Here is an 18,475-nt window from a genome sequence, read left to right on the forward strand (position 1 = left end):
AGTTCCTTTAAAAATATTATTACTAATAAAAACTAATTTTAAAATAAAAAGAATGAAACTAAAACTAACCTTTTTTTTGATGTCTTTGCTATTTATAAATAGCAATTTAAACGCACAAAATAAAATAAAACTCGAAGCGAGTTTTGATAAAATAATTGTAAGCCCACACATAGAAGTAATCTTTAAACAAGGAAATGAAGCAAGTATTGTAATTGAAGATATATCTGTATCTCTAGAAAAGTTTAAATATGAACTAGAAAAGGGAACACTTCAAGTGTATTTAGAAGGGGCCAAAACATACACTAAAAATAAAAAAATAGTTGTTAAAAATTCAGAAAGGAAAGTTCCATTATATAAAGGTAGGGTAGTGAAACTAATCATTACGTACACAGATATAAAAATATTTTCTTTAAGAGGAGAAGAAAAAATCACATTTCAAACTCCCTTAATTCAAGAAGAATGTAAATTACGTATCTACGGAAAATCTGAAGTAAGTATTCATAAAATTAAAGTTGATAAATTAAATATTTCTATTTACGGAGATAGTTTTTTAAATATGGGAAAAGGAACAGTTAACAAACAAAAAATAACAGCATATGGGGCAAGTAAAGTAATGGCTTCAGATGTTCTTTCAAAAGAAACAAAGATTACAGCTTATGGCGATGGAGTTTTTCAATTTAATGTATCTAAAAGAATTAAAGTAACTTCTTATGGTGAAGCAACGGTAACTTATAAAGGAGCTGCTAAATTAAAAAAAGGAATTATTATAGGAGAATCTACAATAAGAAAAGTACTATAGTTTTTAGGTTTTGGGCGTTACCAAGGTCGGGCTTTCACTACTCGCTTTTTTATCGTTCCTCAAAAAAGAGCTCAAACAAACCGTTCTATCCCTAACGCAAAAAAAAACAGCTTTTAGATTTTTCTAAAAGCTGTTTTTTTTATAAAAATAAGGAATTTATTTTTTGGTTGCCATCCTATTTTTTTTAGGACTTCTTTCTCTAAATGTACCCGCAAAAAGTAATCCACCAATAATACCCATAAGTATAAAAGCAACTTGTTCAAATAAGTTTGCAGAACCTGTTGTAGTAGATGGGTTAAAAAAAGAGTTACTTAACCCCATAAAAGACTTACTTCCAGGCACAAGCATTATAACACCTTGAATTAAATAAACTGTTTTCGGGGTTTTGGAAATTAGCCCAAATAATCGACTTATTCCAACGACAACCAAAGTTCCAATAAAAGTACTTACTAATACGCCATACCCAGAGAATAATACGATCATTAAAAAAGCAATAACACCCGTTAGTACACCAAAAATCATGTCTTTTTTACGTACTTGAAATATTGGTAAAAGCGAAATTGATAATATAGGTATTGCAAAAAAGATGGTCCATTTTGGCATTTCAGATAGATGATAGGTTAAATCAATATCAACTAAAGATGTCATTAATGCTAAACCAAGTAATACACCAAAAAACTGTTTAAAAAGCAAGATAATTGAATCGAAAAGTTTTGCGCCCCCAGAAACCAAGCTTTTAGAAGTTATCTCTTCTAAAGCAGTTGTAATTGCTAGCCCAGGAATAAAAATAATGATAGAAGATAATATGGTTAAACCTAGATTAAAGTTTGGGAAAATTGATGTTAACAAGCAACAGATAATAGTTACCACTAAAGCACTTAAAGATTCGAATACGTTTTCTAAATATTTAGATTTACTTGTTAAATAAACCAAAAGATAAATAAATGCACCTAATAATAAAGAAAATACAAAAGACACCAAATTAGTACCAATTAATATACTAAAAGAACCCGCAGAAAAAGTGTATGCCAAAGTTAAACGGTAGTGATTTATAACCTTGGTTTTTGCATGAATACTATTCAATTCTTCATTTATCTCACTATTGTTAATTTTAGAATCAATAACCTTGTTGGTTAATTCTGCAATTCTAGAATAAGCACCTAAGTTTAAAGAACCAGGAAGCACACATTCAACATAATTATAAGAATTTTCATCTTCATAAAAAACATAATTTATCCATGTTGGAGAATCTATAAAACTACCAGTAATTCCTTGTTTTATAGCTACTTCAGTTAGATAAGCCTGAATTTTATAGGAAGGAATACCGTATACGTGCAACGCCTTTCCTAATGCAACTATAAATTGATATTTTTCTGGGATTTTCATTCCTATTTCTTAAAAGTTCTATTTTATTAATTATTAGAGCAAAAAAAAAAGGGCTTTAGAAAAAGCCCTTTTTGAAATACTTTTTTTTGAAATTATTTTGTCAACCAGTTTTTAGCATTTACAAAAGCTTCTAGCCAAGGTGAAACTTCGTCTTTTCTTCCAGTAGGATAGTTTGCCCAGTTCCATTGAAACGTAGAACGTTCTATATGCGGCATTGTAACTAAATGTCTTCCGGTTTTATCAGATAGCATTGCTGTGTTAAAGTCAGAACCATTCGGATTATTAGGGTAGCCTTCATAACCATATTTTGCAACAATATTGTAGTTCTCTTCAGCTTCTGGTAAGTTGAATTTTCCTTCACCATGAGAAATCCAAACACCTAACTCTGTTCCAGCTAAACTAGATAACATTACAGAGTTGTTTTCTTGAATTTTTACGGATGTAAAAGAGCTTTCATGCTTCTTAGAATCATTATGAACTAATTTACCATGTACTTTATGGTCTGGATTAATTAAGTCTAATTCCATCCATAATTGAGCACCATTACAAATACCAACAGACAACGTATCTTCTCTTTTAAAGAAATCTTTTAGTGCTTTTTTAGCTTTAGCATTGTATAAAAATGCTCCTGCCCAACCTTTAGCAGAACCTAAAACATCACTATTAGAAAAACCACCAACAGCGCCAATAAACTGAATATCTTCTAAAGTTTCACGCCCAGAAATTAAATCTGTCATGTGTACATCTTTTACGTCAAAACCAGCTAAATACATTGCATTTGCCATTTCACGCTCGGAGTTTGAACCTTTTTCTCTGATGATAGCCGCTTTTGGACGAGATTGCTTCGTTCCGCTCTCAATTACAGGAATTTTTCCAGTAAAATTCTCAGGAAATTTATAGGTTAAAGGCTGCTTTTTGTAATTATCGAATCTGTCTTGTGCTAAATTATTAGCTGTTTGTTTTTGATCTAATAAGAAAGAAGTTGTGTACCAAACATCTCTCATCTCAGTAACATCAAAAGAGAAAGTCTCTTCATTATTTTTAATGTTTACTGTTCCAGAATTGTTTGCGGCTCCAATATTAAAAATGGTAATTCCCATTTCTTCAAACTTTTCTTCGACAGAAGCATCTGCTTGAAAAACGATTCCAGCATTTTCAGAAAACAATACTTTAATAGAATCTTCTTCATTTAATTCAGAAATATCAAAATCGGCTCCTAAATTTACATCAGCAAAACACATTTCTAATAAAGTTGTAATAAAACCACCAGAAGCAATATCATGTCCTGCTTTAATTTTATCTCCCTTTATTAATTTTTGAATCGTATTAAAAGTTTTCTTAACATAAGAAGCATTTGTAACATCTGGTGCTTCACTACCAATTGCGTTTAAAGTTTGGTTAAAAGAACTTCCTCCCAACTTATATTCATCTTGAGAAATATTAATGTAGTAGATATTTCCTCCATCAACCTGTAAAAGAGGTTCTACAACTTTACTAATTTCATTACAGTTTCCTGCAGCAGAAATAATAACAGTTCCTGGAGAAATTACTTCACTATCGGTATATTTTTGTTTCATAGATAAAGAATCTTTTCCCGTTGGAATATTGATTCCTAAATCGATAGAAAACTCTGAAACAGCTTGTACAGCTTTGTATAAGCGTGCGTCTTCACCTTCATTTTTACAAGGCCACATCCAATTTGCAGAAAGAGAAACACTTTTTAAATTGTCTTTTAAAGGTGCCCAAATAAGGTTTGTTAAAGATTCTGTAATTGCATTTCTACTTCCAGCTTCAGGATTAATTAACCCAGAAATAGGAGCGTGCCCAATTGAAGTTGCAACCCCTTCTTTACCGTTATAATCTAATGCCATTACACCAACGTTGTTTAACGGAATTTGTAACGGACCTACACATTGTTGTTTGGCAACTTTACCACCAACACATCTGTCTACTTTATTTGTTAACCAATCTTTACAAGCAACAGCTTCTAACTGTAAAACTTGTTTTAAATAGATTTCTAAATTCTTCGTTTTATAACGAGGATTCTTATATTTTCTTTCTACAGTAATATCTGTTAAAACAGTTTTAGGAGAAGAACCAAACATGTCTTCTAAAGCTAAATCCATTGGTTTTTCACCAGTTTTTTTAGATTCAAAAGTAAAACGGTTATTTCCTGTAACTTCACCAACGGTATACATTGGAGAACGCTCACGATCTGCAATTTTTTGTAAAGTATCGATATGTTTTTCTGCAATAACCAATCCCATTCTTTCTTGAGATTCGTTACCAATAATTTCTTTTGCTGATAATGTAGGGTCGCCAATTGGTAATTTATCTAAATCGATTTTACCACCGGTATCTTCTACTAATTCCGACAAACAATTTAAATGTCCACCAGCACCATGATCATGAATAGAAACAATAAAGTTCTCTTCGCTTTCTACCATTCCACGAACTGCGTTTGCAGCGCGCTTTTGCATTTCTGGATTCGAACGTTGTACTGCATTTAATTCAATACCTGAAGCAAATTCACCAGTATCTGCCGAAGAAACTGCAGCGCCACCCATTCCTATTCTGTAGTTTTCACCACCAAGAATTACAATTTTATCTCCTTCTTTAGGCGTGTCTTTTAAAGCTTGAGCCGCTTTCCCGTACCCAATTCCACCAGCTTGCATAATCACTTTATCAAAACCTAATTTTCTAGGTTTCGAAGTACTAGAAGAAGAATTTTCTTCATGCTCAAAAGTTAATACAGAACCTGTAATTAAGGGTTGCCCAAATTTGTTTCCAAAATCGGAAGCTCCATTAGATGCTTTTATTAAAATATCCATTGGTGTTTGATATAACCAATCTCTTGCTTCAAATTTTTTCTCCCAATATCTTTTTTCGTCTAAACGAGAATAAGAAGTCATGTAAACTGCTGTTCCTGCTAAAGGTAAAGAACCTTTTCCGCCAGCAAGTCTATCTCTAATTTCACCTCCAGAACCAGTTGCTGCTCCGTTAAAAGGCTCTACTGTAGTAGGGAAATTGTGCGTTTCTGCTTTTATAGAGATAACAGAATCGAAATCTTCTTTTTGATAAAAATCTGGCTTGTCTGCTGTTTTAGGAGCAAATTGTTCCACTCTTGGTCCTTTTATAAAAGCAACGTTGTCTTTATATGCAGAAACAATCTCATTCGGATTTTCTTTAGACGTTTCTTTTATCAATTTGAATAAGGAGGTTGGCATTTCTTCTCCATCAATAACAAAAGTTCCGTTAAATATTTTATGTCTACAGTGTTCTGAGTTTACTTGACTAAAACCAAATACTTCAGAATCTGTTAATTTTCGTCCTATTTTTGTAGCAACACTCTCTAAGTATTCAACTTCTTCATCACTTAAAGATAAACCTTCTTTATTATTGTAAGCAGCAATATCTTCAATTTCTAAAACTGCTTCTGGTTTAATTTCGATTGTGAATGAATCTTGATTTAATCCATTATACTTCTCAGAAATCATTGGATCAAAATCAGAAAACTCTTCCGAACTCGTAATAAATTCTTCAATTCTAATGATGTCAGAGATACCCATGTTCTGAGTAATTTCTACAGCATTCGTGCTCCAAGGAGTTATCATTGCTGCTCTTGGACCAACAAAAAAAGCATCGATTGTTGTTTCTTCTATTTTAGGTTGATTGGCGAATAACCAAGTCAATTTAGAAACTGTTTTAGCAGTTAACTTTTTTGTTGTTTGAACAGCGAATACTTTACTGTCTTTATTTCCAAAGAAATGAATCATTATAGTGTTTTATTTGGGTGTTGTTGTAAAAATGCAAATTTACTTTTTTTCAATTTAATACGTAAGATTATTTTAATTGAAAATTTATAGTTATTCACTTATTTATGAAACAAAAAAAAGACGACTAAATTTATAGTCGTCTTTTTAACAATTAAAAAAAAGATTGTTATTTTTTTATTAATTTCTTTGTAATAAATTGATTTTCAGAATTGATTTTTACTAAGTATATTCCTTTAGAAAGTTTAGAAACATCTATACTATTGCGAGTTGTATTTACTTTGTCTGTTATAATTAATTCGCCCAAAATATTGTAAATATTTACATTTACATCTTTTGTAAGGTTAAAGAAGATGTTGTTTCCATTTGTAGGATTTGGATACATTTTAAAAGAAGTAAAGTCTGAAGTATCTACACTTGCAGTTGCAGGATCGTAAATTCCAATGCCATCATAAGTTCCTACTGCATACTCATCCCATTCACTAGCTGTATAGGTTGTGTTTGGGCTAGTTATTGTTAGTTTTCTTCTAAGTGTTTTGTTTTCTAGATTCTTAGCAGTTTCACCTAAAACTCCAATAATATCAATTAAAACTCCATTATTAAATAATCCAATAGGATCATTTCCATTAAAGTTTATTGGAGCTCCATAGTTAGAACCTTCAGGAGCAACTAAATCTGCATGTTGAACTAAATTTTCATCATCTGCTTCAAAATGTATAATTACAAAAACATCATTTACATTAATAGTCCCAGATAAAGTTAATTCATTTACCCAACTTCCTGCTCCGTTTGATTGTTTTTTTATACTATATGTAGATAAATCTATTGAGTTATCTGTTAAGTTAGCAATCTCGATAGCTTTATTATTACTTGCTCCTTCTACATATTCAGAGAAAAATAACTCTACAACATTGTTACTTCCATCTGTTGTTACTGCATTTACTGCGGCAGATTGAGCAGATTTGTTATCAGCTCCATCTTTTGCTAAAATTGTAACATTGTAAGTTGTAGAAACTGTTAAACCATTAATAGTATAACTTGTATTTACTGTAGATGTTTTATATGTTCCATCAACAAAAATATCGTAACCAACAACAGCTGCATTATCAGTAGATGCTGTCCAGTTAGCTTTAAAACTAGTACCCGTTTGATTTGTAATTATAACATTTGTTGGTACAGTTGGTGCTTCACTGTCGATTGTTGTAGATCCATTTACAGCAGTAGATTTAGCCGATTTATTATTAGCTATATCTTTCGCTAATACTGTAACAGCATAAGATGTGTTAGCGCTTAATCCAGAAATTGTATAATTTGTATTTGTTGTATTTCCATGTAAAGTACCATCAACATAAATTTCATATTTAGTAACTGCTACATTATCTGTAGAAGCAGACCAAGTTACATCTATTGATGAAGGTGTGCTATTACTTAAAGTAACACTTGTTGGAGTAGTAGGAGCTTCAGCATCGTTTGAGGTATAGATACCCCAATAATCTTCTGCAGGAGTTCCTCCCCAAATTTTTGTTGCTAAGTATGCATTGTCTATAAAAGGGTTTCTATTTCCTTGCGCATAATTATCGCTAGATACATGATATCTATTTCTTTGTCTTTCAAAATCAGAAACGGGATCTTCTGCATTCCATTCTAAAAATAAATCAATCATTTTATCAGGAGTTGAAGAAGTATCTCCATTACCAACTCCATTTGGTTTACATCGGTCTCCGTAACGAATGTACATATACATCATCATTCTTGCAACATCTCCTTTCCATTCATCACCAGGATACCAACCCCCAGAAACACGACCTGAGTTTCCGTTTCCATCTGCAAATTTTAGACTTCCACGATTACTATTGTAGCCTACATCTGATGGACGTAAATGATGTGCATCTGCACCAGGGCCAGAAGTTCCTAGATTAGGTGTTCCTAAAGATTTTGCATATGTATGTTCTCTATTCCAATCAGTAGAACCGCCACCGTTTTTATTTACACTTCTTGTTCTTGCCGTTTTACCTGAAGAAGTATATCCGTAAATTAACAAAACTTCTGAACTATTTTCTGGGTTTAAATCCGAACCTTTTAAAGCATTCCAACCATAAGATAAGATGTTTGTGTGAGCTGCTATTGTTTTTACTGCTAAGTTTTCTTTTAAAGTTAAACCTTCAGCAGATAAATCTACGTCGTCATAATAAGATTCTTGTGCTGTAATTACGCATGTTAGAAGTAGAGAGAATAAAAGTACTGTTTTTTTCATTTTTAGGATTTATTAACGACTCAATTACGAGTCATTTTTGTTAAAGTATAATTTAATTAATTAATTTTTAATTAGTTTTTTAGTGATAAATTGTTTGTCAGAATTAATTTTTAGTAGATAAATACCTTTTGTAAAATTAGATATATCAATGCTATTCTTGCTTTTAGTAACTTCTGAGGATTGAACCAGCTCGCCTAAAACATTGTAAACATTAATTGTAGCATCTTCTGTTACACTAAAATAAATTCTGTCTCCATTTGTAGGGTTTGGAAACATTTTAAAAGATTCAAATATAAAATCTTTCGTACTTAAAGTTGTTGTGTGACTTCCAACACCATCGTAAGTGTTAGCAGGAAATGATTTCCATTCACTAGCATCATAGGTAGTATTTGGTGATGCAATATCTCTATTTCTTCTTATTGTTGTATTTGCTGCAAAATTATCATCATTATTAAAAACTCCAATAATATCAATTAATACACCATCTTTAAATAAGGCAACAGCATCGTTTCCATTAAAGTTTACCGGTTGTCCATAACGAGTATCATTATTACTAGGTTGAACTAAATCTACTTGCCCGAGTGTGTTACTAGCGGAATTAGGTTGTAATATAGGATTGTTATTATCTCCATTACCAATAACAAAGACATCACCAGGAACAATGTTTTTAACAGTGCCTTTATCTAGTGCAAGTGGTGTTGTCCACTCTCCTGCGCCATTACGTTCTATTTTAATTTCGTAACCAGCAAGGTTAACTGTAGTGCCTGTTAAGTTAACAATCTCTAATATTTTATTAGTACCCCCATCATTACCTTCTACATATTCAGAAAAAAATAATTCTGAAGCTACTCCACCAGTAGATCCATCGTTTGTTTTAAGACTTAAAGGAGTTGTTTTTTCAGATTTGTTATCATCAAGATCCTTTGCTAAAACAGTTACATTATAAGTGGTAGCAGAAGTTAAACCTATTACTGTATATGTGGTTGTTGAAGTAAAAGCTTTAAAAGCTCCGTCAACAAAAATATCATAGCCCTTAACCTCATTATTATCTGAAGAAGTTGACCAATTTACACTAAAAGAACTATCTGTAATATTCGTTATTGTAACATTTTGAGGTACAGAAGGCGGTGTGCTATCTTGTAATGTTTTTTCTGTTACAGGTGTACTTTGAGTAGAAAAATTATTTATAAGATCTTTTGCTATAACTGTAAATTTGTAAGAAGTATTAGTGTCTAAGTTTGAAATTGTTGTACTTGTAGTAGAACTAGAGGTTTGTGCTGTTAATATATCATCTACATATATATTATAACCTGCTACATTTATATTGTCTGTAGAAGCAGTCCAAGAAATATCTATTGTAGTTAAATTAATATTACTGGCAGTAACACTTGTAGGAGCAGTAGGAGCTTGAGTATCTGTTTTTTTGTAAAGATCCCATTTGTCTTCAGCTGAGTTTCCTCCCCAAATTCTTGTCGCTAAATATGGGTTGTCTATAAACGGATTTCTGTTTCCTTGTGCGTAGGTATTATTTGTGTTTTCATGATATGTATTCCTAGCTATTTCAATTGCAGAAACAGGGTCTTCTACATTCCATTTTAGGAATAAGTTTATCATGTCATCACCTGTAAATTGATTATCACCAACACCAACAGCTGTAGGTAAACATTGATTACCGTAACGAAGATACATGTACATTATAATTCTCGAAACATCCCCTTTCCACTCATCACCAGGGTACCAACCTCTTGTGTTTGCTCCATCGGGGCCGTTATAGGTAATAGAAGAACGACTAGAATTACCGCTTCCTAAAGCAAATTTAAAGTTATTTCTTTCTGAATTCCTATTTTTATCTGCTGGTCTTAAATTATGAGCATCTGTTCCTGCACCAGGATCATTGGTTAATAATTTAGGGCTTGCTAATGATTTAGAAAAAACGTGTTCTCTGTTCCAAACAAAATTTAGTCCATTACCTCTATCTTGTAAACTATTATCCCTAGTTCTATCATTAGTATCATCTTGGTCAGAACCATTTTCCCAACCATAAATTAAAACAACTCTAGAGGCATCTGAATCTTTGTCTGTAATTTTAGATGCTTCCCAAACTCCGGGTGTATAACTAAGCATGTTAGAATGCGTGCTTATAATTTTTGAAGCCAATGCATCTTTTAAATTGGTTCCAGACAATTGTAAATTTACATCGTCATAGTATTGTTGCGCTTGTGAAAATGTAAAAGCACAAGTAGACATTGCAATTAAAAGAAGTAGTTTTTTTATCATAATATTAATTAAAAATTAAATAAAATAGTTACTTTCTTTTTCTAGCAATGAAATTTTTTATTGAAAAAGTATAAATTTTATTTCCTCTCTAAAAGTGCCATATAAAATCCGTCAAAACCAGAAATATGTGCTAACACTTTTTTATCGGATACAAATGTAAAATCTTTTCCTGACTCAGATGTTAAGAAATTATTAACTTGATCTTGATTTTCTGAGGGTAAAATAGAACATGTAGCATACACTAATTTCCCTCCAGGTTTTACCATTGTAGAATATTGTTGTAAAACCTCTTGTTGTACTTTTTTAATATTTTCTATAAATTCTGGTTGTAATTTCCATTTAGAATCGGGGTTTCTACGGATAACACCTAAACCAGAACAAGGTGCGTCAATCAAAACTCTATCTGCTTTTCCTTGTAACTTTTTAATTGGTTTTGTAGAGTCGATTACACGCATGTCTATATTGTGTGCTTTGTTTCTTTTTGCTCTTACTTTTAATTTACGGAGTTTACTTTCATAAATATCCATGGCAATAATTTGCCCTTTATTTTCCATTAAAGCAGATAGATGTAAGGTTTTTCCACCAGCACCGGCACAAGTATCTACTACTTTCATACCAGGTTTTACGTCTAAATACGCTGCTACTAATTGAGAAGAGGCGTCTTGAACTTCAAAATAACCACTATGAAAAGCTTCTGTTTTAAAAACATTTGCTCTCTCTGGTAAAATTAAAGCATCTGGATGATTAGGAACAAATTCTGTAATAACACCTTCTGCTTTTAGTTTCTTTTGTAAAATTTCTCTAGAAATGTTTAAAGTATTGGTTCTTAAAATTACACTAGCTTGTACATTTAAAGCAGCAATTTCTTTAGTCCAAATTTCTTCACCTAATTCATTAACACACATTTCGTCCATCCAATCTGGTATAGATTCTCTATATTTTCTCGTTTTTGAAAGTTCAGCAAAACGGCCTTTAATTTTTCTTTCTGGTACATCACCAATTTGGTTCCAATCTGGTAAAGCGATTCCTCTTAAAATACACCACACAGAAAATAACCTCCAGATATTATCTCTATCATAGGGGGCTTTTACTTCTGCAATTTCTGCGTATAAACGGTTCCAACGAACAATATCATAAATTGTTTCTGCAACAAATTTACGATCTCTAGCTCCCCAACGTTTATCACGTTTTAAAGCTTTTTCTACAGCTTTATCTGCGTAAACGCCTTCATTAAATATGTCTCTAATACTATCTATAACTGCAAAAGTTAAATTTCTGTGTAATCTCATTTTTTTTATTATAATCGGGTTCAAATATACGTTAAATAAAAGGTATTTTGTATTTTCGTTATTCATATATTTTTCAAGTTGAATTTAGATTATCCTATTACATATATAAACGGAGTTAGTGTACAAAAAGCGGCGCTTTTGTATGCGGAATTGGGTATAAAGACGTGTAATGATTTGCTCAATTTTTTTCCTTTTAGATATATTGATAAAACGGCTTTTTATGCTATAAAAGACTTACAACCAAATTCTTCTGAAGTTCAAATTGTTGGAAAAATTACACGCGTAAAATCGGTTGCGCAAAAAAGAGGAAGTAGGTTAGTTGCTACTTTTCAAGATGCTACAGGAACGATGGAATTAGTTTGGTTTAAAGGGCAAAAATGGATTAAAGATGCGCTTAAAATTAATGAACCGTATGTGGTATATGGTAAACTGAACCATTATAACGGTAATTTTAGCATTCCCCACCCAGAATTAGAATTGGTTACCGAGTACAAAAAGAAGCTGCAAACTAAAATGCAACCTGTTTACCATTCCACAGAAAAGTTAATAAACTCAGGCATTTCCAATAAGTTAATACGTGGTTATGTTCAGAATGTATTCCAACAATTTTTTGAAACTATTACAGAAAGTTTATCATTAGAAGTTGTAGCCGATTTTAAGTTGATGTCTAAACGAGATGCCTTATTAAATGCGCATTTCCCTAAAAGTCAAGAAAACTTATCAAGAGCAGAGTACCGTCTAAAGTTTGAAGAATTGTTTTTTATTCAATTGCAATTATTACGTAGAAAACTCATCAATAAAACAAAAAATAAAGGATACGTTTTTGAAAATGTAGGTGCTATTTTTAATGAATTTTATGCAGAAAAACTTCCTTTCGATTTAACAAACGCCCAAAAAAGAGTATTAAAAGAAGTTCGAAAAGATGTTGTTTCTGGTGCACATATGAACAGGCTTTTACAAGGAGATGTAGGTTCAGGAAAAACAATTGTAGCTATTTTGTCGATGCTTCTGGCAATAGATAACGGTTTTCAAGCCACAATAATGGCTCCAACAGAAATTTTAGCAAATCAACATTTTGCTGCGGTTTCAGAATTAGTTGAAGGAATGAATATTAAAGTTGATATTTTAACCGGTTCTGTAAGAATAAAAAAACGTAGAGAAATTCATGAAAATTTAGAAGACGGAACTTTACATATTTTAGTTGGCACCCATGCGTTATTGGAAGATAAAGTACAGTTTAAAAATTTAGGAATTGCAATTATTGATGAACAACACAGATTCGGAGTAAAACAAAGAGCAAAATTATGGGCTAAAAATGAACTTCCACCACATATTTTAGTGATGACAGCTACACCAATACCTAGAACTTTGGCAATGTCTGTTTATGGTGATTTAGATATTTCTGTGATAGATGAGTTGCCTCCAGGAAGAAAAGAAGTAAAAACGGTTCATCGTTTTGATAGCAATCGATTATCTGTTTTTAAATTTATTAGAGATGAAATTGATAAAGGAAGACAAATCTACTTGGTTTATCCGCTAATCGAAGAATCTGAAGCAATGGATTATAAAGATTTAATGGATGGTTATGAGAGTGTTTCTCGAGAATTTCCAACGCCAAAATATCAAATAAGTATTGTACATGGAAAAATGAAACCTGCTGACAAAGAATTTGAAATGCAACGCTTTGTAAAAGGCAAAACTCAGATTATGGTAGCTACAACCGTAATTGAAGTTGGAGTAAATGTGCCGAATGCAAGTGTAATGATTATAGAGAGTTCAGAACGTTTCGGGCTTTCTCAATTGCATCAATTAAGAGGGAGAGTTGGGCGAGGAGCAGACCAAAGTTATTGTATTTTATTATCTAGTTATAAGTTGTCTGCAGAGGCAAAAACACGCCTAAAAACAATGGTAGAAACTACAGACGGATTTAAAATTGCTGAGGTAGATTTAAAATTACGTGGTCCTGGGAATATCATGGGAACACAGCAAAGTGGTGTCTTAAATCTAAAAATTGCAGATGTTGTAAAAGATTCTAAAATTTTAGTAGCTGCAAGAAACACGGCAATATCTATTTTACAAGAAGACAATAATTTGTCTAGAGAAGAAAATTCACCAATTAAAAAAGCCTACATAAAAATGACCAAATCGTCTAAGATTTGGTCAAATATTAGCTAAATTTATTTTATTTTTTATGGAGTTGCAGCAACTGCACCTAGTGTATATAATTGTTCTAAAGTAGGAGACTTACTACCGCCTTCATTCTCTAAAGTAATACCAAATGCTTCAGACTCGTTTGCATTTTCAATTGTAAAAATCTTATTAGTATCTGCTGTAAACGTATCTATTGTACCTAAACTTGTAGGTGTTAACGGACTCATTTTTAAAGACCAAACTTGGTATACTTTTCCTTTTGGTGGTTCTGGTAAACCTTTTGCATCTAAATAAATACTTTTCGTTTTCTTGTCCCAATAAACCTTTGCATAAGAATTTGGTGATACTTGTTGTCCTGCTAAAGGAACAGAAATTATATCTCTATCTCTAAAAACAGTTATTAATTTTTCTGCTTCGGCTAAATTATTAGAAGCATTTTGTATTTGCTGTTCTAATTGTTGTTTCTCTGAAGCAATTTGTTCTTTTAATTTATTGTTCTGTGAAAGAGACCAAATTAAAGTACTGCCTATAAGTAGTGTTGCTGCCCAACCAGAATATTGTAACCAATTTGTTTTCGGTTTTGTAATAGAAATTACTTTTGTTTTATCTATTTCTTTTATTATAGATGCAAAAGAATATTCAGAATCTTTTTTAGCAGCAGCGGTTAGTTTTACAATAGCACTTTCTATCGATAAAACTTCTGCAAGTAATTCTGGGTTTTCTTTAATTGCAACATACACTTCTTCATTCTCCTTTTCTGAGAGTGAACCTGCAATGTACAGTTCTAAAATTCCGGATTCTATGTATTTTTTTTTATTCATTTTAAACTCCAACCATTGTTCTTAATTCTGCAATACAGTTTCTATTGCGTGTTTTTATTGTACCAAGTGGTATGTCTAATTCTTCTGAGGCTTCTTTTTGGGTATATCCTTTAAAGAATAATAATTCTATTACAGATTTACATTTTTCACCAAGGTTTTTTACAAACTCTTTAATACCAATTGCATCTGTAGAATTATCTAGGTTATCACTTGTTTCTAATATATCTACGAAAAAATCTGAGTTAAGGTTTTGTTTAGACTGTTTAAACTTCTTAGAACGCGTATAATCTATAGCTGCATTTCTTGCTATATTTAGAATCCACGTGAAAAAACGACCTTTTTTTGCGGAGTAAGAATCAGATTTATTCCAAGCCTTTATAAATACATCTTGAGTAATTTCCTGCGCAACGCCATCATTTTTAACAATTGTGTTTACAACACCAGAAATACTATTACAATACATATTGTAAAGTTTTTCATAGGCTTTTACATCTTTTTGTTGAAATTGTAAAATTAATTGATCCAGTTTATCCATATTTAATGCTAAAATATAATTTTAATATTCAATTTGAAGCATATAAACACTTTTTTATGATTGAAAAAATTAAAGAGAATTAAGTTATTGTAGGGTAATTAAAAATCTTTATTTAAGATAATTAAAGCCTCACAATTTTTTGGACTTTGTTTTTATTTAAGTAATCTTTTACAATTGCTTTTGCTAAGTCTTTATCTTCTATTGGTGTTAAAATAGATTTAAGAACATCTATTTTGTTTTCTTGAAATGCTAAATTGGTAAAACCGTAACCAAAAACTTCTCTATTTTCAATAAGGATTACTGCACGTTCTTCAATTTCTCTTCCTTTGTCGAAAATTATAAAATCTTCATTATTAAAATCTAGCAAGAAAGGTTTTCTTCTTTTCTTTAGGTTGTATTTTGGAGACAAAGTTTCTAACTCTATATAGTATTTTAAACGCGTTAACAAATCATTACCTGTTTTTTCAAAAGTAATAGAAATGGCTCTATCTTGAATTTTTAAAGCTCTTCTTGTTTGTTTTAAAAACAGTTTATTTACTTCAGATTTTGCGTTTTTTCCACGGCCTATATAAATAACTTTACCATCAGCGTCATGAATATAAAACAAACCTAGCTCTTTAGGTACAGCATCTAATAATTTTTGAAGTCTTTCTTTTTCAATTCTTCTATCATGATATTTTACAGAATTCTGAATAATTGTTTTACCAATATCTTTCTCTAAAAGGAGTTTGAATAATTGTACTGTTGCTAAGGCATCTCCAGAAGCTCTATGTCTATCTGTCATAGGAATTCCTAGTGCTTTAGTAAGTTTCCCTAAACTGTAAGAAGGTTGGTCTAAAATTAATTTCTGACTTAATTCTACTGTACAAAGTGTATTTCTGTTGAAATCATAACCTAATCGATCAAATTCTGTGCTTAAAATTCTATAGTCGAAAGCTGAATTATGAGCCACTAAAGTACAATCTTTGGTAATTTCTATAATTCTTTTGGCTACTTCGTAAAATTTAGGCGCATTCTGAAGCATTTTATTGTTGATTCCAGTAAGTTGAATAACAAACTTTTGAATTTCTTTTTCGGGATTAACTAAGCTAATGAATTGATCTACTACGGTATGTCCGTCAAATTTATAGATGGCAATTTCTGTGATGCCTTCTTCATTAAATTTTCCTCCGGTAGTTTCGATGTCTAATATTACGTACAAATTCTTTTTCTTAAGGAGTAATTTATTAATTATAATTTCGATTACCAAAGATAGAGCTTCCTACTCGAATCATAGTACTTCCATTTTTTATTGCTAAGTTGTAATCTGCACTCATTCCCATAGAAAGAGTTTCTAACTTACAATTATCTGTTTTAGCTTTTAATTGTTGACTGTTAAAAAAGTCTTTTAATGATAAAAACTCTTCTTGTAATTGTTCTTCATTGTCTGTAAATGTTGCCATCCCCATAAAACCAACAATCTTTATATTTTCTAATGCTTCTAATTCAGACGATTGTAAGATGTTTTCAATTTCTTCAAAAGACAAGCCAAACTTTGTATCTTCTTTAGCTATTTTTGCTTGTAATAAACAATTAATAACGCGATTGTGTTTCTTTGCTTGTTTGTTTATTTCTTTCAAAGTTTTAAATTTATCAACTCCGTGAATCAGATTAACAAAATGAGCCATGTATTTTACCTTGTTACTTTGTAAATGGCCAATCATGTGCCATTGTATGTCCTTAGGTAAAACATCAAACTTATCTACCATTTCCTGAATTTTATTCTCACCAAAAACACGCTGACCGCCATTATAAGCTTCCTGTAAATCAGAAACTGGTTTGGTTTTAGAAACTGCAACTAAGGTTACATTTTCAGGAATTGAATTTTTTATTTCCTGTATTTTTTTTTGTATTTCCATTAATTACGTTTTTTATTAGCTTATAGAATAAGTTAAAAATAACACGATGTGTTAAAATTCATAAATAGTTAAAGCACTTCTTAGTTTTGGTTCTATGTACGTTGTTTTTGGAGGCATTAACAAATCTGCATCTACAATTTCTTTTAGCTCGTTTATGGTTGTTGGTAACATTCCGAAAGAAACCTTAAAGTCTCCAGAGTCAACTTTAGTTTTTAATTCGAAACTATCAGATTTATCCTGGGAATAAACAATCTTAGAATCATTTCTAATATCTTCTATCCCTAATATTGGTTTTAAAACGGTACTGTACAAAATTTGAGCATCTAATTTACTTAATGCATCTGTAAAATTATAATTAGATTTACGTAAGTATAAAGCATAAAATTCACCATCTAAATACATGCTAAAGTGATATTTTTCTTTAGGTTTATATAATTCTTGTCTACGATTTTCAATTCTGAAAAAAGTATCTAATTCTATTAAAAATTCATGCGGAGTCAGGCCATTAAGGTCTTTTATAAATCGATTAAATTCATAAATGCTTAATTCACTTTCTGGCAACAAGTAACTCATAAAAAAGTTATAATCTTCTTCACCCGTATGATTCGGGTTTTCCTTTGCCAATCTTTCTGCTAACAAACAAGAAGACGTAGATCTATGATGGCCATCAGCAATGTATAACGTATCAATTTCTTTAAATGCTACTGTAATTTTTTCAATATCAACGGCATTATTTACAACCCAAAGTAAATGAGAATCTTTATCTGTTGTAGAAAATTCGTACTCTGCTCTTTGTGCTTTGTATTTTTTAATTATGGAAGCAATTACGTTATTATCAGGATACGTTAAAAGCACTGGTTCTGCATTAAAACCTGTGTTTTTTAAGTAGTTTTCAAATAATAATTCTCTCTCTTTAAGTGTTCCTTCGTGTTTTTTGATGATATTATTATGATAATCTTCAACGGAAGTTGCAGAAATTATTCCGCAGAAAGAATTTGTTGGTGTTGTTTTCTGATAAATATAAAAAGCAGGGATTTTGTCTTGCGTAAAAATTTCATTTTCTTTAAACTCTAAATACCGATTGTGTACCAATTTAAAACGCAACTCTCCGCTAACATCTTGTTTATGATATTTATAACCAGGGTTAATTACATGTAAAAATGTATACGGGTTAAAAGCTAACTTAGAATTTAGCATTTCTGAAGTATAAATTTCGTATGATTTAGAGGAAACCATCGCTACTTTATCTCTTGTTGCTCTAATTGCTTTAAAAGGTTTTACAATTGCCATAT

The 18,475-nt window shown here is 31.3% G+C and carries 12 protein-coding genes; 2 read left to right on the forward strand and 10 right to left on the reverse strand.

The window, feature by feature from the left end; genetic code table 11:
* Window positions 1–52 precede the first annotated feature (52 nt).
* Window positions 53–799, forward strand: a complete 747-nt coding sequence (locus tag CW731_RS01210) for a head GIN domain-containing protein (protein ID WP_100945002.1) — start codon at window positions 53–55, stop codon at window positions 797–799.
* Between the two features lie 156 nt (window positions 800–955).
* Here the strand turns inward: CW731_RS01210 and CW731_RS01215 are convergent, their stop codons facing one another.
* From CW731_RS01215 to CW731_RS01235, 5 genes are all read right to left on the reverse strand, one after another.
* Window positions 956–2,185: a threonine/serine exporter ThrE family protein gene (locus tag CW731_RS01215; protein WP_100945003.1), complete on the reverse strand. Its 1,230-nt coding sequence runs from the start codon at window positions 2,183–2,185 to the stop codon at window positions 956–958.
* Between the two features lie 92 nt (window positions 2,186–2,277).
* Window positions 2,278–5,961 carry a phosphoribosylformylglycinamidine synthase gene (gene purL / locus CW731_RS01220; protein WP_100945004.1) on the reverse strand — a complete coding sequence of 1,228 codons (3,684 nt, stop codon included), beginning with the start codon at window positions 5,959–5,961 and terminating at the stop codon, window positions 2,278–2,280.
* 166 nt (window positions 5,962–6,127) lie between these two features.
* Window positions 6,128–8,212, reverse strand: coding sequence for an endonuclease (locus tag CW731_RS01225; RefSeq protein WP_100945005.1), 2,085 nt, complete (start codon window positions 8,210–8,212; stop codon window positions 6,128–6,130).
* A 60-nt stretch (window positions 8,213–8,272) separates the two neighbouring features.
* Window positions 8,273–10,489 carry an endonuclease gene (locus tag CW731_RS01230; RefSeq protein WP_100945006.1) on the reverse strand — a complete coding sequence of 739 codons (2,217 nt, stop codon included), beginning with the start codon at window positions 10,487–10,489 and terminating at the stop codon, window positions 8,273–8,275.
* Window positions 10,490–10,566: 77 nt separating this feature from the next.
* Complete coding sequence (locus CW731_RS01235) at window positions 10,567–11,778, reverse strand: RsmB/NOP family class I SAM-dependent RNA methyltransferase (protein ID WP_100945007.1); 1,212 nt, start codon at window positions 11,776–11,778, stop codon at window positions 10,567–10,569.
* Window positions 11,779–11,856: 78 nt separating this feature from the next.
* Between CW731_RS01235 and recG the strand changes: the two genes are divergently transcribed.
* Window positions 11,857–13,953 carry an ATP-dependent DNA helicase RecG gene (gene recG, locus CW731_RS01240; RefSeq protein ID WP_100945008.1) on the forward strand — a complete coding sequence of 699 codons (2,097 nt, stop codon included), beginning with the start codon at window positions 11,857–11,859 and terminating at the stop codon, window positions 13,951–13,953.
* Window positions 13,954–13,967: 14 nt separating this feature from the next.
* Here recG and CW731_RS01245 read toward each other — a convergent pair whose 3' ends face one another.
* The 5 genes from CW731_RS01245 to CW731_RS01265 all read right to left on the reverse strand — a co-directional run bounded on the left by CW731_RS01245 (window position 13,968) and on the right by CW731_RS01265 (window position 18,473).
* Entirely contained in the window at window positions 13,968–14,750 is a 783-nt protein-coding gene (locus tag CW731_RS01245) for an anti-sigma factor (protein WP_100945009.1), read from the reverse strand.
* A gap of 1 nt (window position 14,751) precedes the next feature.
* Complete coding sequence (locus CW731_RS01250) at window positions 14,752–15,285, reverse strand: RNA polymerase sigma factor (protein ID WP_100945010.1); 534 nt, start codon at window positions 15,283–15,285, stop codon at window positions 14,752–14,754.
* 121 nt (window positions 15,286–15,406) lie between these two features.
* On the reverse strand, window positions 15,407–16,486 hold the full coding sequence (locus CW731_RS01255) for a PolC-type DNA polymerase III (protein WP_100947589.1): 1,080 nt from the start codon (window positions 16,484–16,486) through the stop codon (window positions 15,407–15,409).
* 25 nt (window positions 16,487–16,511) lie between these two features.
* Window positions 16,512–17,183, reverse strand: a complete 672-nt coding sequence (locus CW731_RS01260) for a YggS family pyridoxal phosphate-dependent enzyme (protein WP_100945011.1) — start codon at window positions 17,181–17,183, stop codon at window positions 16,512–16,514.
* A 51-nt stretch (window positions 17,184–17,234) separates the two neighbouring features.
* Window positions 17,235–18,473 carry a DUF1015 domain-containing protein gene (locus CW731_RS01265; protein WP_100945012.1) on the reverse strand — a complete coding sequence of 413 codons (1,239 nt, stop codon included), beginning with the start codon at window positions 18,471–18,473 and terminating at the stop codon, window positions 17,235–17,237.
* Window positions 18,474–18,475 lie beyond the last annotated feature (2 nt).

The sequence above is a fragment of the Polaribacter sp. ALD11 genome (assembly GCF_002831685.1).
GTDB lineage: Bacteria > Bacteroidota > Bacteroidia > Flavobacteriales > Flavobacteriaceae > Polaribacter.